Here is a 22,604-nt window from a genome sequence, read left to right on the forward strand (position 1 = left end):
CGTCTGCCGGATTCCGTTTGCGACGGCGAGCGCCGCGACTGCGGCGGAATACAGACAGAGTATCACGTCGAACAGGAAGTATCCGTGGGTCGGTCGGGGTGTGCGCGGAGGCGCGTGAAATCGTACTGTCGAGCGGCGATCGGACACGCGAGTGGTTCGTCCCGGCTTCGAGTATAAACCCTCGGCATTGCGAGAATCAGTAGTGCGGTCGGGCTAGCGTGACGACCGCGAGCGAGGAGCGAGAGCGCGGCGCGAAGCGCCGCGCGACGCGACGAGCGAGCGGACCAAGGGAGGACCAACGGGACGACCGCCGTGTTTTTCATGAAAGTTTTGCCAGCGAGGAAATTCGCCTCTGGCGAATTTCCGAGCGCAGCAAAAGTTTCAGAGGTAGCCTTTCACGCTCGCGTGGACGCCCATCGACTCGAAGGTCTCTTCGAGCGCGTCCAGCACCACGGCGAGGTCCTGCTGGAGGTCGTACTCCCGGTACTTGCCGCCCGCCGACCCCTCGTTGATTTCGGTGACGTTGAGGATGCCGAGCATGGCGAGGTCGTCCAGATGCTCGCGGAGCCAGCGCGCGGTCAGCGAGTCCTTGCCCGCGGCGTCGGCCAGCGACTTGTAGCGGGTGTAAATCTCGCGGGAGCGCGCCGGGGTGTCGTCCTCGGCTTCGAGCGTCGCCAGCGCGTAGACCACGAGGCGCTCGTGGTCGTTGAGGTCCGCGATGCCGCGGGCGACCTGCTCGCGTTCGAGGAGTTGGCGGCCGCGCCGGACGTGCTGTTCGGTGACTTCCTCGTCGTTCTGCTCGCGGGCGAGGTCGCCCGCCTTCAGGAGCAGGTCGAGGGCCTTGCGCGCGTCGCCGGACTCTTGGGCACCGAACGCGGCGCAGAGCGGCACCACGTCGTCGGTCAGCACGTCGTCCTTGAACGCGACGTTCTTGCGCTGTTCGAGGACCGCGCGGAGTTCGTTGGCGTCGTACGTCGAGAAGGAGATGGCGCGTTCGCACAGCGAGGAGCGGACTTTCGGCGAGAGCGAGTCCCGGAATGTGAGGTCGTTGCTGATGCCGATGAGACCGATGCGGGCCTCGGTCAGGTTCTCGTTCTCGCGGGCGCGAGAGAGTTGGTAGAGGATGGAGTCGTCCTTGAGGTGGTCGATCTCGTCCAGCACGATGAGGATGATGCCGCCCGCGTTGTCCAACTCTTCCCACATGATGTCGTAGACCTGCGACCGGGAGTAGCCCGTCTCGCTGATGTGGTTCGACGGCGGTCGCATCGTGTTGACGAGGTTGCTGGCGACGCGATAGGAGGAGTTGAGACCGTCGCAGTTGATGATTTCGGTGCGAACGTCCAAGTCCTCGTACTCCTCGGCGTTGTCCACCAGTTTGTTCAGGAGAAATCGGGTCGCGGCGGTCTTGCCCACGCCAGCCTTCCCGTAGAGAAAGATGTTGTCGGGTTGCTCGCCGTAGATCGCCGGTTGGAGCGCACCGTGGTACTCCTCCAGTTCGTCGTCGCGCCCGACCAGCGTGTCGGGCGTGTAGTCGTCCAACAGCGCCTCGCGGTTGGTGTACGGAGAGTACTCCCGGACGAAATCGAACGAACCCATGGTACTCGTGCCGGAGTAGAGGGCCGGCCTTGAACTTGTCGAAACCACCCGTTCCGCTGATTCCGCTGATTCATCTGAGCGAGTTATTTAAGAAACACCCCCACCCCATCGTTCCGCTGAATCCCGTGCGAAGTGGGTGGGGTGGCCGTGGGGTGGCCTCTAGAGATGGCAAGGTTCTTGTCCTAGTCACGGAAACAGCATCCGCAAACTAGTTGAATTAGTCTATTTCGTCTACTCCGACTCGAAAAGAACGACTCGCCGCAAACTCCGCACTCGCCCGCCCTACTCTCCCGCGACAATTCAGAGGAACTCCGGGGTGGGGGGATTTATAAACCCTGCCGAACAGACGAAACAGCGGAAATGGTGGTTGAGAGTAACACGGTCCGTCGTGATGGGGCGTACTCCGGCGTCGCTCCACTTCGGAGGTGAGACAAGTGCGGAACTCCTCGACCGCTACCTGTCGCCTTACCCGATCGAATGCTTTTGCTTCCGGATTCGCTCTCGTTCTCCGTGGACGACGACGGAACACGAGAGCGAAACAGCGACGCTCAGCAAAACCGCGATGCTCGCCGGGACGATGCCATCCGCGGAGGTGGCATCCCCCATCGAGACGACGTCACCCGTCGAGACGACACCCTCCGAGCGGTCCGCGGGGCGGTCTACCTCCCACAGAAGGACTGGAACGCCTACCAGATGTGGGCGAACTACGAGAACGAGACCGTCGAACGAGAACTGGGCTACGCCGCCGAACTCCGCCTGAACAGCGTCCGCGTCTTCGCGTCCTACGAGTTCTGGCGCGAGGACGGCCCGACCTTCTTCGCGCACGTCGAACACTTCCTGACGACCTGCCGCGAGCGGGGCATCAGACCGGTCGTCGTCCTCTTCGAGGCCCCGCCGGAGTCACCGCCGACCGAGGAGAACCTCCACGCGACCGACCCCGAGAAGGCCTTCGGCGTCCACTCGCCCTCCCGGTCCGAAGTTCTCCAACCGCGCAACTGGAAGGGCTACGACCGCTCGCCCGTCCACTTCGCGCGGCGCTGGGCGCAGGAGTACGCCGGAGACGACCGACTGCTCGCCACCGAAATCATGAACGAACCCGGCGACGTGCAACCCCGCCGGGACTTCGTGACGGACGCGCTCGAAACCGTGCGAGACGCCGCGCCCGACGCCACGCTCACGATGGGCACCAAGGACGTGCGCTTCGCCCGCGTCTACGACCGCGACGACGCGCTCGACGCCTATCAGTTCCACATGAACCTCCCGAAGAACCGGGCGACTGCCCGCGAGTACGTCGGGAAACAGCGCGCGCTCGCCGACGAAATCGCCACCGAGGTCGCCGGAAGCGACGCGTCGAAACCGCTCTGGTGTACCGAGTGGCAGCGCACCCTCGACGAACCGCCCTCCAGATTCGCGCCGAACCTCGCCAGCCTCGCGCCCACCATCCGCGAGGTCCACGACGCCCAGACCCTCGACGGCGACTTCTTCTGGAGTCTGATGCTCCGCCCTGCGTACCTCCGGAAACCGCGCGAGAAGGGCCGGGTCAACGGTCTCTTCCACGACGACGGCGCGGTCTACTCCCTGCTCGACGCCGAAACCGTCGCCGGGCAGGGTCTGGACCTCCCGCGGCGCGACTCGTTCCCGACCGCGTGGCGCGCACACCGATTTCCGTATCCGCACGATGCGAGCGACGTCCACGCTCACGCTGACGATTCCGCCCACCCTGACGACGCCGCCGACCGAGATTCGAAATCGGCGGGACTCGGAGCGAATGGAGGGTCCGACTCGAACGCCGACCGGTCGGCGTTCGAGTCGGACCTCCGGGACCTGCGAGACGCCCTGTCCGACCGCATCAGACGAGCGTTCGGTCTCGACTCCCGCGAGGACGACGACGAGTAGCCGAGTAGGGTTCCGGTTGCTATCGGTGCGCCAGCACTCGTTGGCGTGCGCCAACGCCCCGCACTCCAGATAAGGGTCGGGTGTCGATATCTGAGATTTCGTTCTTCGCTTGACTGCATGGACACCAGTCCTTTACTGACGGCGCGAGACAGACCTGACAATGGCCACCGAAGCAACGTTTACGGTTCCGTCCGACCAGTTTCCCCTCGGTACCGTGTTCGAACAATTGCCGGGCGTGACAGTTGAACTGGAGCGAATTATCCCGGCCCAAGACGTCGTAATCCCCTATTTCTGGGTTCGCGGGACTGACGTTGACGACATCGAGGATGCGTTTCTCAACCATCCGGGCGTCGAGACCATCCAATCCGTCGATTCCGTCGAAGACGAGTATCTGTTGCGTGTCGAATGGACATTGGAGTACGAGGGCGTGTTGAACACGCTGATGGAAACGCAGGTGCCCCTCATCGAGGCCGTCGGCACGAGCGAGCAGTGGACGTTCGATATTCGGGGTGACGACCGACGTGACATCGCGGCGTTTCAAGAACGCTGTCGGGAGTTAGACATCCCGATCACGCTCACCAAACTGCACGCGCTCACGCCCATCGAGTCGGAGACCGAAGCCGCACTCACCGACACCCAACAGGAGGCGCTGGTACTCGCCTACGAACGGGGCTATTTCAACACACCACGCGACGTGACGATGGCCGAGATCGGCGACGAACTCGGCATCTCACAGCAGGCGGTCGCATCCCGACTCCGACGCGGGATCAGTTCAATCCTCGGCAGTACGCTGGCCGAACTCCGCCTACCGGAGTGAACACCACTTAAAAGCGGTTTGTGTATCCAAAAACAGCGGTGAACCGCTTTGGATGCTTATAGAATCGTATGGTTGGGACACCCGAGCTGGACACGCTTCTCGACGTCTGTGAACACAAACATCGTCGCATCGTCCTCGCGGCACTCACAGATCAGCACCAGTCGCTCTCGATAAACGACCTTACAAACGCAATCGTCAAACACAATCACCACACGCTACCGACAGAGGCTTCTGACGAGATAGTCACACAGATTCAGACCGACTTGCATCACGTCCATCTTCCAAAGTTATCCGAGGCCGGGCTCATCCACTACGATCCCGAGCGGAAAGTAGTGGAGCCAACAGCCCAACTCGATCAAGAAGGATCCCACCTGTCAGCGATTCTCGCTATCGATTCCAAGCTTCCAACCCCTTGAAGGACACGAACTACCACACGATGACGACCAACGAATCCACACACGTCGATGGCACGCGCGTGACCGAACAGAACAGAGCGGTCGAAGCACTCACCAAGGCACTCGAAACCGAAGATCTGGACGAAAAAGACTACCAGATTCGAGAAGCACTCCAACTACTCGCATTGGAGAACGAATAGCGTGGTATCGGTGAACACGACGTGCTGAGTTTAGTGCGTGAATCGAACAATCCAGATCACAAAGAGGCCAAGTGCCAGTCAGTGGAGCAATGACGAGAACAGCCGAAGTACGGTTAGACTCCGGCCGACGAGCCCAATCCCGTAGAAGAGGAGTCGCACCCGAACTGAGATGTCCGGGATGACCCCGGCCAGATACCCACGTCCCTCACCGGCATCTCTGAATTCGACTCGTCTCAACAGAACAGCGCAAACCAGTACAGAAACCGACTCCAGAAGACGAGAGCGCCGAGACCGCTTCGGCACCGGACCCCTGTTCAGAGGACGATGCTCTTCTTGCGGACCATCTCCTCGATGGTCGTGTGCAGGCCCTGCCGACCGATGCCGGAGGCCTTGTTCCCGCCGAAGGGGATGTCGCCGAGACCGTGACTCGGCGCACCGTTGATGCGGACCGCGCCGGCGTCGAGTCGGTCGCTGAGGTCCATCGCGCGGTCGTAGTCGCTCGTGAACACGGAGGCGTCGAGCGCGAGGTCGCCCCGATTCGCTATCTCGACCGCCTGCTCTTCGTCCTCGAAGGTCGTGACGGCGGCGACCGGGCCGAACTGCTCCTCGTGGACGATGCGGGCGTCGTGGGGCACGTTCGCCAGCAGGGTCGGCTCGAAGTGGGCGCCGTCGCGCTCGCCGCCGCGAACGAGGTCCGCGCCCTTCTCGACGGCGTCCTCGACCAGTTCCTCGACCCACTCGGCCTGCCCCTCGTTGATGAGCGGCCCCATCGTGGTGTCCTCCTCGAAGAGGTCGCCGGGTTGCCAGCTATCCATCTCGGCCTCCAGCAGGTCCACGATTTCGTCGTGGACCTCCTCGTGGGCCAGCACTCTGCTCACGGCGGAACAGCGCTGTCCGGCGTACTTGAACGACCCCTTGGCGCACTGGCCCGCGACGTCCGCGAGGTCGGCGTCCGGGAAGACGACCGCGGGCGCGTTGCCGCCCAGTTCCATGTGGAGGTTGACCATGCCGCTCTCCTTGGCGACGTGCTTGCCCGCCGCGCTGGAACCGGTCATCGAGACGGCGTTCACGCGGTCGTCGCCCGAGAGGACGTCGCCGATGACGCTCCCGCGGCCGGGGACGAAGTTGAACGCGCCGTCCGGCAGGTCCAACTCCGAAATCACGTCGGCCAGAATCGCGGCGCTGACCGGCGTGTCGCTCGCGGGCTTGAGGACGACGGAGTTGCCCGCGGCCATCGCGGGCGCGACCGAGAGCGCGGTGGTCGAGACCGGGTAGTTGTACGGCGTAATCGCCAGCACGGTGCCGATAGGCTCGTGCTTGACGATGGCTTCCCAGCCCTCGTGGCCGGCGGTCGTGCCCTCGCGGAACTCGCCCTTGAGCGAGCGGGCCTCCTCCTTCGCGCGGCGGAACCGCTCGGCCGCGCTCTCGACCTCGCCGCGCGCCGACGAGATGGGCTTGCCGGCCTCGCGGACGATGACCTCGGCGAGTTCCTCCTTGCGCTCCAGCAGGCCCTCCGCAATCGCGTCGAGCCATTCGACGCGCTGGGGGATGGTCGTCTCGCGCAGTTCCGACTGAGCGCGCTGTGCCGCCGCGAGCGCGTCATCGGCCTGCTCGGGGCTGGCGGCTGCGACCTGCGCGAACGACCCGCCGTCCGCGAGGTCGGTGACTTCGAGCACGTCGTCGGCCTCGTGCCATTCACCGTCGATGTAGAGACGCTCCCGACGCTGGAGTGGTTGTTGGGACATACCCACCTCTTTGCGCTCCGCGGGTAAAATATTTACTCAACAGCGGATTAATGACGTTTTCCGGCGTGCGCCGCGAATCCGAGCGCACACGGGGACTGCGACCGCGGCTCCATCGACCTGCCTCGCTCCGACACGTTTCCCCCTGCCTACCTCGCTCCGAACCGCTTTTCTCCCGTCGCTCCGAGTCGCCGGACGTGACCGACGACTCGACGTTCACCGAGGAGACGCCGACCGTCGCGGCGTGCCAGATAGCGGTCACGGACCTCGACGTGGCCGCGAATCTCCACGCCGTCTGCGAGCGCGTGACCGACCTGCCGCCGGAGGTCGATGTCGCGCTCTTCCCCGAGTACGCGCTCACCGGATTCGTCGGCGACGAACGAGTCCGGGACGCCGCCATCGCGCGGGACGGCCCGGAATTCGGCCGACTGGCCGACCTCGCGGTCGCCACCGACACCGCACTCCTCGTCGGGTTCGCCGAGCGCGCAGGAGGAGACGCCGACACTGGCGAGACCTACTACAACGCGGTCGCCTATCTGGACCCACGTGCGGACGGCGACGCCGGGACCGGAGCGGTCGAGACCACGGTCTACCGTAAGCGCCACCTCTGGGGGAGCGAAGAGGAACTTCTCGAACCCGGCGACGAGCGCGTCACGGTCGAGACGCCGGTCGGAACCGCGGGCCTGCTGACCTGCTACGACCTCAACTTCGTCGGCGAGAGCGCGGCGTTCGCCGCGCCGGAAATCGAGGCGCTGTTCGTCGTCGGCGCGTGGCCCGCGGCCCACAGCCAGAACTGGAAACTCCTCTTGCGAGCCCGCGCGCTCGACGGCGTTCGGTGGGTCGTCGGCGCGGGCCGGACCGGCCGGAAGACGGTCGGCGACCCGACCCAGTACGCCGCCAACTCGCGGGTCGTCCGCCCGGACGGGAGCGTGCAGGCGGGACTGAACTGCGGCGAGCGGGATTTGGTCGCCGACTTGGACCCCGCGGTGCTGGCGGAGTGCCGGGAGTTCGTTCCGGTGCTGGACGGCTGATGGGCCGTCCGTCGTGGAGTCGGTTTTTCTCGGAGTGTCAGAGACGGGTAGAAGCCGGGGGGAAGCGAGCGACTGCCGACCGAGACCGACCCTGCGAGTACGCTTAAGCGCCCGCCGGTGGTAGCCGACCCGGAGACCAACCCATGAGCCAACAGCGACAGGTACTCCAGCAGGCGGGCACCGTCGAGGAGAACGCCGTCCGATTCGACGTCGAGAAGGCCGAACAGGTCGTCCAAGCCCTGAACCTCGACCTCGCGGCGAGCGTCGTCCTGTCCCACCAACTCCGCAAGCACCGATGGAGTGTCGCAGGGCCGCAGTCGCGCGAACTCGGCCATTTCCTCGGCGAGGCGGCCGCAGAAGCCGACCGGCACACCGACGCGCTGGCCCGGCGGATTCACGAAATCGGCGGCGTCCCGCTGAGCAGTCCCGCGGCGTTCGAGCGCCACAGTCCGGTCCCCTTCGAGGGCGAAGACGTCTACGACGTCCGGACCTCGCTGGAAAACGACCTCGAAGCCTACGGCGACTGCATCGAGAGCGTCAGCAGTCACATCGAACTCGCCGAGAGTCTGGGCGACCACGCGACCGGCCACCTGCTCCGGGACCACCTCGCGGACCTCGAACGCCGCGCCAGCGCCATCGACGGACTCCTCGCGGGGGACTCGCTGACCGACCGGTGAGTCGAGCGCGACTCTCGAGCCACGAGGCCCGTCTACCGATTCTCGCGGTTGATAACGCACGAGACGTTTATCAGACAGTAGGGATTCGTTCCGAGTAACGCCGATGGTGTCGAAAGCGTTCTTCAGGGGGTCGAAGTACCTCGTCGAGGACAACGACGGCCGCCACGACTACCTGCGACTCAACGGCGAGCGATTTCTCCACGCGCTCGCAACCGCGGGCCAGGAGGTCGTCGCGCTCCCGGTCGAGGCCGACGACCAGAAGTCGGCCTACCTCAAGACGCTCGTAAAACTCAACGAGGGCTACTTCTCCGCCCGCGAGTTCGAGGCCGACGCCAAGGGCAAGTACCTGAAACACGACGAGCGCGCCGAGCGCCGCTTTAGAATCAAGACCGCGGAGCGACTCAGCGACCTCGTTGACGACCTCCACGCGGTGCTGTCGGCCCACGACGCGCTCGTGGACGCCGCCGTCGAACACGTCGAGGCGACCGAATCGGGCGACGACTCCCGACGGAAACGCGAGGCAGTTCGGGCGAAGCTCCTCGACTGCACCGACCGGGCGGTCAGCGGCGGCTGGTACGCCACGGTCGAATCCTACTACTACAGCCTCAGCCCCGGCGAACTCGTCGCGGAGGACCGCGAGCGCCGGAAACAGCGCATCGAGGGCACCGAGGAGTCCCGCGGCATCCGGGAACTGCTCGGCAAGCCTCACTTCCAGCGACTCGCCGAGCGCGACCTGCGCCGGATTCGGCACGTCAACCGGGAGTCGCCGGGTTCGGACTCCCGGATCTGGAAGCGACTCTTCGACGAGTATAACTGGTATCTCGGCCGCGAGCGCGACCCGTCGGTCGCCGCGGGCGAGGCGAGTAAATCGAAGGGGTAGGCCGAAGCGAGTCTCGGAGCGAGTCGGCGTAGCGCGAGCCAGTCGGTGTCGGAGCGAGGGTCGGCGTCAGCGTGAGAGTCGGGTCAGAGCGCGAGTCAGTCGGTGTCCGAGGGTGGGTCGACGTCAGAGCGCGAGCCAATCGGTCGTGACGTCGGGCTCTGCGAGGTGCCACCGCTGTTCGATTTCCTCCGGGCCGTACTGGACTTCCACCACCGCGTCGAACAGCGCCTCGACGGCATCGACCGTCTCCGAGTCGTACTCTGCCGGGAGGTGGTAGTGAGCCATCCCGTCGAACCGCTCGACGGTCTCGGTCACTCCGAGCAGGAACCGGCGTACCGTTCGCTCGTCGTAGTCGGCGACCAGCGGGACGATAGAGTCGAAGCAGAGCCGTAGCTCCGCCGACGAGAGACCGCCGCTCTCCGCCTCGAGCGTCTCGGCGGTCTCCTCGATGGTGCGACCGAGGTCGCGGAGTTCGTCGCTCTCGACGGTCGTCCGGTAGAACGAGGCGTCCGAACCGTCTCGCACGCTCTCGCCGGGCGACTCCTCGACGAGCGACTCTCCGCCGGGCGACCTCTCACCGAGCGACCCGTCTCCGAACGACTCCTCGCCGAACGGCCCGCTTCCGGCCGGAGCGTTCTCGGTCGCGCTCCCGCCGCGAACGTCGGCCTCCCAGTTCACGACCGCGGCCGAATCGCTGTACGGTCCCGACTGGACCGACCGGAGTCTCGCGTAGGCGGTCGGCGGTCTCGAATCGGCGGTCACGAACAGCCGATAGCGCGGGCCGGCGCTCGACTCGCCGAGCAGTCGCTCGCAGGCCGCGTCCAGCGCGTCGGTACCGACGAGTAGAATGTTACATCCGTTCCGCTTGAGGTCTGCCAGCCGATGTCGAAATCGGGCCGTCGCTTTCTGGCTCCCCCTTCGTTCCTCCCCACACATTGATTCACCAATAACGGTAATGTTTGTAATAAGTGTTTCGGGGCGTCGAAAAGGAAACATCCGAGCCCTCGGCAAGAAACGTGGGTGAGCCGAGGCCTTTCGGGCGCGGAGTTCCGAGGGGAACGCGATGACCGACGACCTCTTCGCTCCGCTGTCGATTCGCGGCACGGAAATCCGAAATCGCGTGATGGTCTCGCCGATGTGCCAGTACTCCTGCGAGCGCGACGGTCTCGCCACCGACTGGCACGAGACTCACCTCGGGAGTCGCGCGACCGGCGGCGCGGGAATCGTGATGACCGAGGCCACCGCGGTCGAACCCCGCGGCCGCATCTCGCCGAACGACCTCGGTATCTGGAGCGACGACCACGCCGACGCGCTCGCGCCCGTCGCCGACTTCGTCTCCGAGCGAGGAGCGACCCCCGCGATTCAACTCGCCCACGCGGGCCGGAAGGCCAGCAAGACTCCGCCGTGGGACGGGAGCGAACCGCTCCAACCCGACGAGGGCGGATGGGAGACGGTCGCGCCGAGCGCGGAGCCGTACCCCTACGCAGACGACGAGCCGCCTCGGACCGCACGAATGGACGAGGACGACATCGAGGCGGTCGTAGACGCCTTCGTCGCCGGGGCCGAGCGCGCGCTCGACGCCGGCTTCGAAATCGCGGAGGTCCACGCCGCTCACGGCTACCTGCTCCACGAGTTCCTCTCGCCCGTCACGAACCACCGCGACGACGAGTACGGCGGCGACTTCGAGAGTCGGACCCGACTCGTCCGCGAGATTACGGCCGCGGTCCGCGAGGTCTGGCCGGGCGACAAGCCGGTCTTCGTCCGGGTCTCGGCGACCGACTGGCTCCCCGACCGCGAGTCGTGGACCGTCGAGGACACCGCCGAACTCGCGCCGCTGCTCGCCGAGGCGGGCGCGGACCTCGTGGACGTGAGTTCGGGCGGCATCCACCCCGACCAGCGGGTGCCCGACGCCGGCGCGAACTATCAGGTGCCCTACGCCGAGCGCGTCGGCGAGGCGACCGAGGCGCTGGTCGGTGCCGTCGGCGGCATCACCGAACCCAAGCAGGCCGACGCGCTGATTCGCAACGACCGCGCGGACCTCGCCATCGTCGGCCGGGAACACCTGCGGGACCCCTACTTCGCGCTCCACGCGGCCGAGGAGTTGGGTGCCGACGAGCGCGTCGAGTGGCCGATTCAGTACCGGCGCGCGGTCGGTAAGTAGCGGTTCAGCTTTCGGCCAGCACCTTGTGTAGCACGGCGACGAGTCCGACGAGAACCGCGAGCAGGCCTCCGAGCGAGACGAGCGCTCCGACGAGACGCAGCAGGGAGTTCAGCGCGCTCCCCGCGATAGACGTTCCGACGAGCGTCGCGGCCCACCCACCGGCGAGGACGGCGTAGAGCTTCAGGAACTCGTCTCTGGAGGCGTATTCGAGGGCGTCACGGGCGGCGATTGGCATACGCCGTGGTGTCACGAAAGCAACGAAAACGTTTCGCTCGGGCGTTCGTCCTGCGAATCCGTATCACACCGGAGCAAGCTATTTGGTCGCCCCGGACGCCCCTCCGGCATGGAATATCGGCCACTTCCGGACGACCGGAAGACGCAGTTTCAGGACTACCTCCACTACGGCTTCAGTCTCGAAGACGGACCCCAAAGTGACCACGAGACGGACCCCGACGAGCGCGCCGGCGAGGAGCGGGCGCTGTTCGACGGCGACGAGATGCTGTGCGTCTGTCGGCACTACTGGTTCCGGACGCGCGTCCGGGGTCGCTGGTGCGAGATGCCCGGCCTGTCTGCGGTGGCCTCGCCGCCGGAACACCGCCGGGAGGGCAACGTCAGCCGACTGCTCGCCGAGTCGCTGGCGGAGTACCGCGAGCGCGGCGACTTCCTGACGGCGCTGTGGGCGTTCGAGCATCCCTTCTACGAGCGCCACGGCTGGGGGCTGGCGACCAAGTTCGTAGAGTACGAGTGCGACCCCGACGCGCTCGCGTTCACCAGAGAGTCGCCGCTCGCCGGCGGGACCTTCCGAAAACTGGAGGCGGACGACTACGACATCCTCGATTCGGTCCACGCGGCGGCCCACGAGGGCTACGACCTCGCCATCGACCGGACCGAGGAGTGGTGGCGCGAGAAGATATTCGACAACTGGCGGGGCGACCCCTACGTCTACGGGTGGGCGGACGACGCGGGCGAGGTCCGCGGATACGTCGTCTACCACGTCCGGGACGACGACGAGGGCAAGCGACTACAGGCCAAGGAGTTGGTCGCCGCCGACCGCGAGGCGCGGACCAACCTCCTGCGCTTTCTCGCCAACCACGACTCGCAGGTAGAGCGCGTGTCGTTCTACGACCCGAACGAGACGACTCTCCTCGACGCGGCCCGCGACCCCGGCGACGTCGACTGCGAGGTCCATCCCGGCCCGATGGTCCGCGTCGTGGACGTGCCGACCGCTATCGAGGCGCTGGACTATCCGCTGGACCTCGACGCCGAGTTCACCGTCGCCGTCTCGGACCCGCTCGCCGACTGGAACGACGGAACCTTCCGCGTCGCCGTCGCGGACGGTCGGGCGACCTGCGAACCGACGGACGGCCCGACCGACGGACCGGACGGGCCTGCCGCGACCGATGCGGCTGTCGCGACCGACTCGGACGTGACGACCGGTATCGGCGCGCTCTCGCAGGTCTTCGTCGGGTACCACTCGGTCGAAGACGCCGAGACGCTCGCGGACCTCGAAATCCGGACGCCCGACGCCCGCGACGCGCTCGCGGCGATGTTCCCCGAGCGCGACGTGTTCCTGCACGAGGGGTTCTGAGGCGACGGCCGCGAGGTGCGCGCAATCGACCCGACCGAATCGACGCTCTCGGTGAGCGAGGCCGATCTGTCTGCCCCCGAAGCGGCCAAACTCTTTACGACGCGACACGTAGGCCCGACCATGAGAGACGACCGCGACGACCGACGCGACGGCGACGACCGACGCGACGGCGAGGACCGGCGCGACGACCGGGAACCCGAGCGACTCGACGACCGCGTCGAGGACCTCGAAGCACGCGTCCGGGACCTCCGAACCGAGTTGGGCCGACCGCCGGAGGGACCGCTCGGCCTTCCCCGCCCGCCGACGCCCCGCGAGGTGCTGTCGTTCACCGGCGAGTACGCGATTCCGACCGCCATCGCCATGCTGGAGGCCAACGTCCGGGCGCTGAGGGCGCTCCAGCAGGTCATCCGCCTGCTCGACCCCGAGCGGAGCGCCGTCGGCGAGGAGCGCGACCGACTTCAGGGCCGGGCGGCCGACGCGAGCAGACTCACGCTCGACCGCCTCGAATCGGCGCTCGAAGACGTGGAGACGACGATTCGCGAGAGCGACCTGCCGCGCGAGGACGCCGCGCGCGACATCCTCGACGACGCCCGGCGCATCAACCGCGAGATTCGGGACCGCGTGGACCGCGAGCGAAGCGAAGTCGAGGAGTCCCGCCGGCGCGAGCGCGACATCGACCGCGAGCAGTGGCGCGACGGCGAGCGAGGGTCGGACGGCGCGCGCGACGACCGACAGGGGAACGACGGCCCCGACGCCGACTTGGAGGGCGGTACGACCATCGAACTCACCGACGAGAGCGAGGACCGACCCGACGCAGAGGATTCGGACGACGAACTCGGTGCGGAGGACGACGACGACCGCGCCGAGGTGGACGTCGAGGCCGAACTCGAGTCCATCAAAGACGAGATGGAGCGCCGGAAGAACCCCGACGGTGCGTCTCCGGCGTCCGCCGGAGAGGTGGCGGACGAGGACGAGAGAGCGAACCCCGACGACGCGAGCGACGCGGACGACGTCGGGGCGAGTGACGCCGACGACTCCCCGGGGGACGCCTCCGGGGGCGACGATTCCGACGGCGAATAGTTACTCGGACGCGCCCTTTCTCCGCCGGAGTCGGCGGTAGAGTCGCCCGACGAGCGACGCGTCGGTCTCGGGGGTGCGGGCCGCGACCCACGCGGCCGTCGCGCACCCGACGCCGAACGCGAGCATCGCGTAGTTAGCGGCGTCGTTGGTCGCGCGCACGAGGTCCAGCGAGTAGAGCGCGGGCGAGAGCGGGTAGACGGGCATCACGCCCCACGGGTTGAGCAGGTCCGCGAGCAGGTGGACCGCGACCGCGAAACTCCCGAGGAAGAACGCCCAGAGCGCCCCGCGGAGGGCGTCGCGCCGCGGCCGCGTCCGGAGCGACGACGCGACCGCCAGCGCACAGAGGACGCCGACCGCCGCGGCGAACCAGACGGTGTGGGTCACGCCGCGGTGGACCAGAAACTCGAACTGGCCGTCCAAGTCCGGGAACAGCGAATAGGAGAGGACGATACCGCCGCCCGAGAGCGCGTCCCGCGCGTAGCCGCGCCTGAGCAGGGCGTACCCGACCACCGAGTAGCACGCGAGCGCCAACCCGTAGTGGCCCAGCGGGAACATACTCCGAGACGGCCGCGGATTCAATGTGAAAGTACCGATTTTAGAGCTGTTGGGCGTCGGACAGGCGCTGCGGTCCGAGACGGCGCTCGCTCGAACACCGAGACGTTGATATCGACCCGGCGCGTAGACGATTCGGTATGCTTCCGACACCCCTGTTCGGCCCCGTTCCGGGCGGGATGGAGATGATGGTCATCCTGCTCATCGCCGTCCTGCTGTTCGGCGCGAACAAACTCCCGAAACTCGCGCGCTCGACCGGTCAGGCGATGGGCGAGTTCAAGAAGGGCCGCGAGGACATCGAGCGCGAACTCCGCGAGTCGGCCGAGGGCGTCGAGCGCGCAGGCGGCACCGACGACGCGCTCGACGACGAGACCGCGAACGTCTGAGCGCCGCAGTAACCGCTCCGCACCGAACAGAAAATCCGTCCTTTTAGAACGGATTTCCTTTCTTTACAGATTAGGAACACGTCTCTGAGATAACTCTGTGTTTCCCAGACACGTCACTTCCAGACCAGACCCTCGACCGTGCCGGTCAGCACCGTCTCGCCCTCCTCGTTCTCGCAGGCGACGGCGGCCGAGAGGTCGTAGCGGTCGGACCGCTCGGCGACTTCCTCGACGGTCATCTCGCAGGTCACGGTCTCGCCGGTGTAGACCGGCTTCTGGAACGCGAAGTTCATCGTCCGCCCGAGGACTTCCATGTCCCCGCCGATTTTGGTCGGCATCGTCGCCGTGAGCAGGCCGTGGACCAGCAGGCGGCCGCGGTCGTCGGGTTCGAGGTGGCGCGGTTGCTCGTCGCCGGAGACTTCGGCGAACTGCCGCACGTCCTCTGGCGTGAATGTGCGCTCGAAGGTCCGTGTGTCGCCTTCGGAGGGTCGAGTCATCCTCGGAACGTAGCGTCCGGGGCGGGATAAATCTCCGCAGTCCTTTCGACCGGGGCGCTCCCTCGTCACTCGCCGAATCAGCGAGCGCGGTCGGGTCGCGTCTCGTCGCTACGCGGACTCGGACCTCACGGATTCGAGACAGTTCACTCGCCTGTCGGCTCCCTCAAACTGTCTCGAACCGATACCCGTCCCACTCCTGACTCGCCTTCTCCCGGATACCGGCGTCGGGGTCGCGCAACTCCTCGGCGTACACCGGCCGCACTTCGTCGCCGATTTCGACTTCAGTGTCCTCGGTCAACTGGCCGATGGCGCGCACCGACTCGCCCTCTACTTCGAACTCCACGATGGCCAGCGAGTTCGGTTGCCGGACGCCCGGCGGGGTCGCGGTACTCTCGGTCCACGTCACGACCGTCCCCGTCTCGTCGCTCAGGTCGATTTCGTCGGTCTGTTCCTCGCCGCAGTCGGGACACAGTTCGTGGCCCGGATAAGTCACGTGCCCGTTCGGGCACCGGTAGGCGCTCAGGCTCATCTCAGGGTTCCTCCAGAATCGTGGTGGTCACGCAGTTACCGAACCCGCCGACGTTGCAGGCCAGTCCGACCTCGGCCTCGACCTGCCGCTCCCCGGCCTCATCGAGCAGCTGTTTGTGAATCTCGTAGGCCTGTGCGACGCCGCTCGCGCCGAGCGGGTGGCCCTTCGACTTGAGGCCGCCCGAGGTGTTGATGGGCAACTCGCCGTCGCGGTCGGTGACGCCCTCCTCGACGGCCTTCCAGCCCTCGCCCTGCTCGAAGAAGCCGACGGCCTCGCTCTGGAGGAACTCGAGGATGGTGAACATGTCGTGGAGTTCCGCCACGTCCACGTCGTCCGGGTCCCGGTCGGCCATCTCGTAGGCCGTGTCGGAACTCTCGACGGCCGCGCCCATGACGGTCGGGTCGTCGCGCTCGTGGACGACGTGGGTGTCGGTCGCGCCGCCGATGCCCGAGACGACGGTGTACTCGTCCTCGGGGACGTACTCCTCGGCGACCTCCTCGGGGCAGAACAGCAGACCCGCGCTCCCGTCGGTGATGGGACAGAAGTCGTAGAGCCGCAGGGGGTCGGCCACGATGGGCGACTCCATCACGGTCTCCAAATCGACCTCCTTCCGGAACTGGGCGTGGGGGTTGTCGAGTCCGTTCTTGTGGTTCTTCACCGCGACCTTCGCCAGACTCTCGCGGGGCGCGTCGTACTCGTGGAGGTACCGGCGCGCGGTGAGACCCGCGAAACTCGGGAGCGTGACGCCGTGCTTGTACTCGACGGGATGCGTGAGCGACGCGATGACGTCCGTCGCCTCCGCGGTCGTGCGGTGGGTCATCTTCTCGCCCCCGACGAGCAAGGTCATCTCGCTCGCGCCCGAGGCGACCGACTGCCACGCGGCGTAGATGCCCGCGCCGCCCGAGGCGCTGGTCTGGTCCACGCGCTGGGTGTAGGCCGGCATCGCCCCGAGGTCGTGGGCCAGCGCGTTCGGCACGCCGGTCTGGCCCTCGAACTCGCCGCTGGCCATGTTCGAGACGTACAGGTGGTCCACGTCGTCGGGAGCCACGTCCGCGTCGGCGAGGCACTCGCGGCCGGCCTGCGCCAGCAACTCGCGCAGCCACGCGTCGCGCTCCCCGAACTCGGTCATCGAGGCTCCGATGATTGCGACTCGGTCCATGCCTGCGAGAAGGCGCAGGAAGTGCTTATAAGTCGGGGATGGCGCAAGAGAGCTTTCAGCGCGCCGATAACTGGTCGTTCGTCCGGCGGGGAAGGCTGAAAGGCCCGAGTCCCCTACGTCGAACCATGGGGGAAGACAAAGACATCAGCGACGTCGCGGGGCTTCCGGACGAGTTGGGAATCGACGAGGACCTTGGACGTGCCGAACAGCGTCTCACGGTCCGGACCGAGGAGCGAACCTACGGCAAGGCGATGACTATCGTGGAGGGGTTCGACGACTCGTCGGTCGATTTGAGCGACCTCGCCTCGCAACTCAAGAGCCAACTCGCCACCGGCGGCACCGTGGACGACGGCCGCATCGAACTACAGGGGGACCACCGCGAGCGCGCGGCCGACCTGCTCAGCGACGAGGGCTTTCAGGTCGAAGGGTAGCCGGACCTCGGCGGGGAGGCGTACGCCCTCCGGCAGTCGGACCTCCTCGGGGACGTAGGGGTCCGAGACGTAGGGGTGGAGGTAGCGCGCCCACAGCGAGTCCAGCGGCGTCCACCACCCGAACGCGTGGCTCAGCGCGTCGTCCCACGCGACGAACAACCCGAGCAGAAGCGCGGTTTGCGGCACGACGCCGTAGCGCCACCAGCGCGGACGCATCGCGGCGAACGTGGCGACTCCCAGCGACGCCAGCACGCCGGCCGCGCCGACTTCGGGGTAGTACGGCCACGTCAGCGCGAACCAGAACACCGACAGGAACGTCAGGCCCGCGATGCCCCACGGTCCCGTCTCGTCGTCGGCGTCGTGGAATATCCAGCAGACTAACAGTATCAGCAGGACGCCGAGATAGAAGTGGTGCGGTCCGAACACGGCTCCGTCGGGTTCCGCTTCGGCGGGGAAGCCTCCGTACACAGGACACGTACGACGAGCTAGAATAAATAAATTCCCTCGGGCATTTGAGGGATTTCGAGCGCGTGACAAGTCTCTCCCCGACCCGTACGCTCTTATCGCCGCGGACGCGAGTGGGGATATGATTCCGCAAGTTCACGTCGTCGCGACCGGCGGCACCATCGCAAGCACGCCCGACGAGGACGGGGCCGCGCCGAGCATGGACGGCGAGGAACTCCTCGTCTCGGTACCGGACCTCGCCTCCTACGCCGACTTGAGCGTCGAATCCGTCTCGCAGGTGCCGGGGTTCGACGTGGATTTCGAGATAATGGCCGAGGTCGCCGAGCGCGCCCGCGAGGCCGCCGCGGACGGTGCGGACGCCGTCGTCGTGACCCACGGCACCGACACGATGGCCGAGACCGCCTACTTCCTCGACCTGACCTGCTCGCTCTCGGTCCCGGTGGTCGTCACTGGCGCACAGCGCCGACTGGACGAGCCGAGTTCCGACGCGCCCGCGAACCTGCTCGCGGCCGCTCGCGGGGCCGCCCACTCGCGGGTCGGCGAGGGCGTCTTCCTCGCGTTCGACGACGAACTCCACGCCGCCCGCGACGTGCGGAAGGTACACAGCCACAAACTGGCCGCGTTCGCCTCGCCGAACGACGGTCCGGTCGCCACGCTGACCCGCGACGAGATTCGCTTCCACCGAGAACCGCAGAGCGAGTCGGTCTACCTTCCGGTGGCGAGAAGCGACGCGAACGTCACGGCCCCCGACACCCGCGTCGAGATGGTCGTCTCGGCGGCGGGCGTGGACGGCCGGCAAGTCGAGCACGCGGTCGAATCCGGCGCGGACGGTCTCGTCCTCGCGGGGACCGGTCTCGGCAACGCGACGAGCGACCTCGGCGAGGCCGTCGCGGACGCCATCGACGCGGGCGTCCCCGTCGTCCTCACGTCCCGAACCGGCGCGGGGACCACCGGCGCGGTCTACGGCACCGCGGGCGGCGGCCAGACGCTACAGGACCGCGGAGCGATTCCCGGCGGCGACCTCGCGCCGTGGAAGGCGCGGGTGAAGCTGGCGCTGGCGCTGGACGCGATCGAGAACCCGGAGGAAGCGGCGCAGTACTTCGCCGATTCGGCGACGTCCGTGCGAGACTAACCCTCGGCCGTCGTTTCGCCGGGTTCGCCGGCCAGTTCGTCGGACTCGCCGCCTGATTCACCGGGGTCGTCGCCTGTTTCACTCGACTCTTCGACCGGCTCGTTCGATTCGCCGACTGTTTCACCCGAGTCGCCGACCGTCTCGTTCGCTTCCTCGACCGCCTCGCCTCGGTCCGCGGCCGGGAGCGTGACCGTGAAGACGCTCCCTTCGGGACCGGTCTCGGTCAGTTCCACGCTCCCGTCGTAGCGCTCGGTCAGCGTCTGCACGATGTAGAGACCGAGACCGTGGGTCGCGCCGCTGTTCTCGCTCCGCTCGAAGAGCGCCGCGTGCTCGTCGGCCGGAATGCCGGGACCGTCGTCGGCGACCCGGACCGCGACCGTCTCGCCGGTTCGCTCGGCCGTCACTCGTATCAGCGGTCGGTCGCCGTCGTGGTGTTCGACGGCGTTCCTGAGCAGGTTCCCGAAGACCCGCGGGAGCAGGTCGTCCGCGGTCACGAGTAGCGACTCCGGAATCGCGGTCTCGATTTCGACGGCATCGTAGTTCTCCCCGATTGCTCGCAGTTCGTCGGCGAGTACGTCGCAGAGGTCCACCGGTCGCAGGTCCGCGTCGTCGTGCGTCAGTTCTATCAGTATCTGCACGTCGCGGATGACCTTCGTCATGTCCCGACCCTGTCGGTGAATCCGTTCGAGGGCGGTCCGGGTGCTCTCGTCGAGGTCGTCATCTTCGAGGAGGAGCGACGCGTAGCCGACGATGACGTTCGTGGTGTTCAACACTTCGTGACGCAGGAGACCGTTTAGATAGTCGAACCACTGGCGCTGGCTCTCGGCCTGTTCGGCGCGTATCGAGGCCCGTTGGGCTTCGAGTTCGCGCTGGATGGCTCGCGCCTCGACGCAACCGACGAGCAGGCCGCCCGACGCCCCGACGTTCGCCGCCCAAAGTCCCCACGAGAACCGAAACGGCGTCGTACCGCCCGTCCACGACGCCATGATGGCGAGGTTGATAACGAGGAAAAACGAGAGACTCCCGAGTACCCACCCGCCGATTCGAGGGTAGCGCTTCGGCGAGAGGTCGCTCCTGCCGAGCCAGTAGCCGCCACCTATCAGCGCCGCGATGAAGAGTACGTAGAGCGAGAAACTGATCAGGAGTCCTTTCGAGAGACCGAACTGCCCCCGGTAGAAGACGTACTGCCCGGCCAGAAAGAGGACGAAGAACAGTCCCCCGAGACCGACCAGAAGCGGCGGTATCTGCTCGCCCGGCAGTAACCGACGAGCGTCGGAGTTCGACGACATATCTCGGACGTTCGACTCGTCCGATATAATCCTTGGTGACTATTCTCATTAGCGAGAATCATTTCGGCGTCTCAGACGCTCTCGATGCTGTCAAACGCCGAACCAGATTCGACGTCGGACGAGCGTTCGGCAGCCAGCGGAGGCCGCTTTCGCGGTTACCGGCTTCACTCTCCGAACTTCTCTCGTTCCTCCTCCCGAAGCTCTATCCGACGAATCTTCCCGCTGGAGGTCGTCGGCAGTTCGTCGACGTACTCGATTCTGCGCGGGTACTTGTACGGAGCGGTCTGTTCTTTCATGTAGTCCTGCAACTCGTCGGTCAAGTCGTCGTTCCCGTCGTAGCCGTCCGCGAGGACGACGTAGGCCTTGACGACGTTTCCGCGCTCGTCGTGGGGGCTGGCGACCGCCGCGGCCTCCGCGACCGCCTCGTGGCCCACGAGCGCGTCCTCGACCTCGAAGGGACCGATGCGGTAGCCCGACGAGATGATGATGTCGTCGGCCCGCCCCTCGAAGAAGAAGTAACCGTCCTCGTCCTTTCGGGCGAGGTCGCCGGTCCGGTAGTAGTCGCCGTGGAAGGTCTTTTCGTCCAGTTGGGGCTTCTCGTAGTAGCCGTCGAAGATGGCCGGGCTCTCGACCGGCACCGCGATTTCGCCGGTCTCGCCCGGTTCGACCGCCTCCTCGTCCTGCGTGTCGAGCAAGGTCACGTCGATGCCCGGCACGGGCTTGCCCATGCTGCCGGGCTTCACGTCGATGCCGGGGTAGTTCGTCACGAGCGCGACCGTCTCGGTCTGGCCGTAGCCGTCCCGCGGCGTCACGCCGAACGCGTCCTCGAACTCCTGAATCGGCTCGCGGTTGAGCGGTTCGCCCGCCGAGACCGCCTCGGTCAGTTCGAGGTCGTAGTCGGCCAATCTATCGACCTGCGTGAACATCCGGTACTGGGTCGGGACCGCGCAGAGTCGCGTCACGCCCTCCTCGTCCATCAGGTCGAGGAACGTCTCGGCGTCGAACTCCCCCTCGTAGACGAACTGGGGCGCGCCGGTCGTCAGCGCGACGCCGACGGGACTCCAGAACCACTTCGCCCACCCGGTCCCGGTCGTCGCCCAGAGCAGTTCGTCGGAGAAGTCGCTGTCCTGCGTGACGCCCCACCAGTAAGGCGCGTTTATCAACTCGAAACAGCGGAGCCAGCGGTGGCGGTGGAGGACGGGCTTCGGTTGCCCGGTCGTCCCGCTGGTGTAGTTGATGGACATCGGGTCGTCCGCGCCGAGGTCCGGCCCCTCGTGGTCGGCGTCCCGACCCGCCACCAACTGCTCGAAGGAGTGCCAGTTCGGGTCCGCGAACTCGTCGCCCCCGGCGTCCAGCACGACGACGCGCGAGAGCGGCGTCTCGTCCAGAATCGGCTCGACCATCTCCGTCAGGTCCTCGTGAACGACGACCGTCTCGGCCTCGCAGTCGTTCGCGCGGAACGCGAGGTCCTTGGGCTTGAGCATGGCCGAGCAGGGAACCAGCAGCGCCCCGCGGGCCAGCGCGCCGACCTGCACGGCGAACGCGTCGGGGTGGCGCGGGAACAGGTGCATCACGCGGTCGCCAGCGCCCACGCCGAGGTCGGCCAAGGCGTTCGCGAACCGGTTCGCGTCGTCGCGCACGTCGGCGTAGGTTCGCTCGGCCTCGCCGCCCTCCTCGTCGCGGAACCGGACCGCGAGTCGGTCGCCGAACGAGTCGGCGTGGTCCTCGACCACCGCGGGGATGTTGTACTCGTCGGGAATCGCCCACTCGAAGGTCTCGCGTTCGCGCTCGTAATCGAGAGACATAATCGGAGCAATCGGCGGACGACCATTTGGATTTATCGCCGATTCGCTTCGCGCGGGACCCGTCGGAGGGTCGTCCGTCCGACTTCCGCGCCCGCTGGCTCAAACCGCCCGCCCGCGCCGCGAGAGACCGACGAGGAGCGCGCCCGCCGCCAGCAGGAGGACGGCCACGACGAGCAACAGCGAGGTGTATCGGAGCGCCAGCAGCGAGGGCGCGAACAGGATAATCCCGCCGAAGACGATGAGCGCGGCCCCGCCCCAGAGCTGGGTCTTGTCGTCCATGCGCGTCGTGGCAACGCCGA

25 protein-coding genes are annotated in these 22,604 nt (G+C 66.7%); 13 read left to right on the forward strand and 12 right to left on the reverse strand.

The features are described 5' to 3' along the window. Positions 1 to 381: 381 nt before the first annotated feature. Complete coding sequence (locus M0R88_RS14780; protein ID WP_248654262.1) at positions 382 to 1,596, reverse strand: Cdc6/Cdc18 family protein; 1,215 nt, start codon at positions 1,594 to 1,596, stop codon at positions 382 to 384. A gap of 510 nt (positions 1,597 to 2,106) precedes the next feature. Between M0R88_RS14780 and M0R88_RS14785 the strand changes: the two genes are divergently transcribed. The 4 genes from M0R88_RS14785 to M0R88_RS14800 all read left to right on the forward strand — a co-directional run bounded on the left by M0R88_RS14785 (position 2,107) and on the right by M0R88_RS14800 (position 4,904). Continuing rightward, positions 2,107 to 3,492: a cellulase family glycosylhydrolase gene (locus tag M0R88_RS14785; RefSeq protein ID WP_248654263.1), complete on the forward strand. Its 1,386-nt coding sequence runs from the start codon at positions 2,107 to 2,109 to the stop codon at positions 3,490 to 3,492. 160 nt (positions 3,493 to 3,652) lie between these two features. Beyond that, positions 3,653 to 4,309, forward strand: a complete 657-nt coding sequence (locus M0R88_RS14790) for a helix-turn-helix domain-containing protein (RefSeq protein ID WP_256468565.1) — start codon at positions 3,653 to 3,655, stop codon at positions 4,307 to 4,309. Positions 4,310 to 4,377: 68 nt separating this feature from the next. Then, the gene (locus M0R88_RS14795; RefSeq protein WP_248654265.1) at positions 4,378 to 4,725 is read left to right on the forward strand and encodes a DUF7344 domain-containing protein; all 348 of its coding nucleotides are present in this window, start codon (positions 4,378 to 4,380) and stop codon (positions 4,723 to 4,725) included. A 20-nt stretch (positions 4,726 to 4,745) separates the two neighbouring features. Next, on the forward strand, positions 4,746 to 4,904 hold the full coding sequence (locus M0R88_RS14800) for a hypothetical protein (RefSeq protein WP_248654266.1): 159 nt from the start codon (positions 4,746 to 4,748) through the stop codon (positions 4,902 to 4,904). A 314-nt stretch (positions 4,905 to 5,218) separates the two neighbouring features. Here M0R88_RS14800 and M0R88_RS14805 read toward each other — a convergent pair whose 3' ends face one another. Then, positions 5,219 to 6,649, reverse strand: a complete 1,431-nt coding sequence (locus tag M0R88_RS14805; protein WP_248654267.1) for an aldehyde dehydrogenase family protein — start codon at positions 6,647 to 6,649, stop codon at positions 5,219 to 5,221. A gap of 194 nt (positions 6,650 to 6,843) precedes the next feature. Between M0R88_RS14805 and M0R88_RS14810 the strand changes: the two genes are divergently transcribed. The 3 genes from M0R88_RS14810 to M0R88_RS14820 all read left to right on the forward strand — a co-directional run bounded on the left by M0R88_RS14810 (position 6,844) and on the right by M0R88_RS14820 (position 9,234). Next, positions 6,844 to 7,677 (forward strand): carbon-nitrogen hydrolase family protein, encoded by an 834-nt coding sequence (locus tag M0R88_RS14810; RefSeq protein ID WP_248654268.1) that lies wholly within the window; start codon positions 6,844 to 6,846, stop codon positions 7,675 to 7,677. Between the two features lie 143 nt (positions 7,678 to 7,820). Beyond that, positions 7,821 to 8,354 carry a DNA starvation/stationary phase protection protein DpsA gene (gene dpsA, locus M0R88_RS14815; protein ID WP_248654269.1) on the forward strand — a complete coding sequence of 178 codons (534 nt, stop codon included), beginning with the start codon at positions 7,821 to 7,823 and terminating at the stop codon, positions 8,352 to 8,354. Between the two features lie 103 nt (positions 8,355 to 8,457). Beyond that, entirely contained in the window at positions 8,458 to 9,234 is a 777-nt protein-coding gene (locus M0R88_RS14820) for a hypothetical protein (protein ID WP_248654270.1), read from the forward strand. Between the two features lie 123 nt (positions 9,235 to 9,357). Here M0R88_RS14820 and M0R88_RS14825 read toward each other — a convergent pair whose 3' ends face one another. Continuing rightward, on the reverse strand, positions 9,358 to 10,170 hold the full coding sequence (locus M0R88_RS14825) for a DUF7504 family protein (protein WP_248654271.1): 813 nt from the start codon (positions 10,168 to 10,170) through the stop codon (positions 9,358 to 9,360). A 127-nt stretch (positions 10,171 to 10,297) separates the two neighbouring features. Between M0R88_RS14825 and M0R88_RS14830 the strand changes: the two genes are divergently transcribed. After that, the gene (locus M0R88_RS14830) at positions 10,298 to 11,395 is read left to right on the forward strand and encodes an NADH:flavin oxidoreductase/NADH oxidase (RefSeq protein ID WP_248654272.1); all 1,098 of its coding nucleotides are present in this window, start codon (positions 10,298 to 10,300) and stop codon (positions 11,393 to 11,395) included. 4 nt (positions 11,396 to 11,399) lie between these two features. Here the strand turns inward: M0R88_RS14830 and M0R88_RS14835 are convergent, their stop codons facing one another. Continuing rightward, a complete protein-coding gene (locus M0R88_RS14835) occupies positions 11,400 to 11,630 on the reverse strand; it encodes a hypothetical protein (protein ID WP_248654273.1) in 231 nt (76 codons plus the stop codon). A gap of 108 nt (positions 11,631 to 11,738) precedes the next feature. Here M0R88_RS14835 and M0R88_RS14840 point away from each other — a divergent pair, with 108 nt between their 5' ends. Then, positions 11,739 to 12,983: a GNAT family N-acetyltransferase gene (locus M0R88_RS14840; RefSeq protein ID WP_248654274.1), complete on the forward strand. Its 1,245-nt coding sequence runs from the start codon at positions 11,739 to 11,741 to the stop codon at positions 12,981 to 12,983. 120 nt (positions 12,984 to 13,103) lie between these two features. Beyond that, the gene (locus M0R88_RS14845; RefSeq protein ID WP_248654275.1) at positions 13,104 to 14,063 is read left to right on the forward strand and encodes a DUF7547 family protein; all 960 of its coding nucleotides are present in this window, start codon (positions 13,104 to 13,106) and stop codon (positions 14,061 to 14,063) included. Here M0R88_RS14845 and M0R88_RS14850 read toward each other — a convergent pair whose 3' ends face one another. Further along, entirely contained in the window at positions 14,064 to 14,618 is a 555-nt protein-coding gene (locus M0R88_RS14850; protein WP_248654276.1) for a metal-dependent hydrolase, read from the reverse strand. Positions 14,619 to 14,755: 137 nt separating this feature from the next. On the opposite strand from M0R88_RS14850, the gene M0R88_RS14855 reads away from it, so the two are divergent. After that, positions 14,756 to 15,001: a Sec-independent protein translocase subunit TatA/TatB gene (locus M0R88_RS14855; RefSeq protein ID WP_248654277.1), complete on the forward strand. Its 246-nt coding sequence runs from the start codon at positions 14,756 to 14,758 to the stop codon at positions 14,999 to 15,001. Between the two features lie 113 nt (positions 15,002 to 15,114). Here M0R88_RS14855 and M0R88_RS14860 read toward each other — a convergent pair whose 3' ends face one another. From M0R88_RS14860 to M0R88_RS14870, 3 genes are all read right to left on the reverse strand, one after another. Next, a complete protein-coding gene (locus M0R88_RS14860; protein ID WP_248654278.1) occupies positions 15,115 to 15,495 on the reverse strand; it encodes a MaoC/PaaZ C-terminal domain-containing protein in 381 nt (126 codons plus the stop codon). A 163-nt stretch (positions 15,496 to 15,658) separates the two neighbouring features. Further along, on the reverse strand, positions 15,659 to 16,024 hold the full coding sequence (locus tag M0R88_RS14865) for a Zn-ribbon domain-containing OB-fold protein (RefSeq protein WP_248654279.1): 366 nt from the start codon (positions 16,022 to 16,024) through the stop codon (positions 15,659 to 15,661). Between the two features lies 1 nt (position 16,025). After that, positions 16,026 to 17,183, reverse strand: a complete 1,158-nt coding sequence (locus M0R88_RS14870; RefSeq protein ID WP_248654280.1) for a thiolase family protein — start codon at positions 17,181 to 17,183, stop codon at positions 16,026 to 16,028. A 125-nt stretch (positions 17,184 to 17,308) separates the two neighbouring features. On the opposite strand from M0R88_RS14870, the gene M0R88_RS14875 reads away from it, so the two are divergent. Further along, positions 17,309 to 17,614, forward strand: coding sequence for a translation initiation factor (locus M0R88_RS14875; protein WP_248654281.1), 306 nt, complete (start codon positions 17,309 to 17,311; stop codon positions 17,612 to 17,614). On the opposite strand, the gene M0R88_RS14880 is transcribed toward M0R88_RS14875, so the two are convergent. Then, positions 17,546 to 18,082 carry a hypothetical protein gene (locus M0R88_RS14880; protein ID WP_248654282.1) on the reverse strand — a complete coding sequence of 179 codons (537 nt, stop codon included), beginning with the start codon at positions 18,080 to 18,082 and terminating at the stop codon, positions 17,546 to 17,548. The genes M0R88_RS14875 and M0R88_RS14880 overlap by 69 nt on opposite strands. 118 nt (positions 18,083 to 18,200) lie before the next feature. On the opposite strand from M0R88_RS14880, the gene M0R88_RS14885 reads away from it, so the two are divergent. Next, positions 18,201 to 19,211 (forward strand): asparaginase, encoded by a 1,011-nt coding sequence (locus tag M0R88_RS14885; RefSeq protein ID WP_248654283.1) that lies wholly within the window; start codon positions 18,201 to 18,203, stop codon positions 19,209 to 19,211. On the opposite strand, the gene M0R88_RS14890 is transcribed toward M0R88_RS14885, so the two are convergent. From M0R88_RS14890 to M0R88_RS14900, 3 genes are all read right to left on the reverse strand, one after another. Continuing rightward, positions 19,208 to 20,500, reverse strand: coding sequence for a sensor histidine kinase (locus M0R88_RS14890; protein WP_248654284.1), 1,293 nt, complete (start codon positions 20,498 to 20,500; stop codon positions 19,208 to 19,210). The genes M0R88_RS14885 and M0R88_RS14890 overlap by 4 nt on opposite strands. A gap of 164 nt (positions 20,501 to 20,664) precedes the next feature. Continuing rightward, positions 20,665 to 22,305, reverse strand: coding sequence for an acetate--CoA ligase (locus tag M0R88_RS14895; protein WP_248654285.1), 1,641 nt, complete (start codon positions 22,303 to 22,305; stop codon positions 20,665 to 20,667). 99 nt (positions 22,306 to 22,404) lie between these two features. Then, entirely contained in the window at positions 22,405 to 22,584 is a 180-nt protein-coding gene (locus tag M0R88_RS14900) for a DUF8178 family membrane protein (protein ID WP_248654286.1), read from the reverse strand. Between the last annotated feature and the right edge of the window lie 20 nt (positions 22,585 to 22,604).

This window comes from Halorussus gelatinilyticus (genome assembly GCF_023238445.1).
Taxonomy (GTDB): Archaea; Halobacteriota; Halobacteria; order Halobacteriales; family Haladaptataceae; genus Halorussus; species Halorussus gelatinilyticus.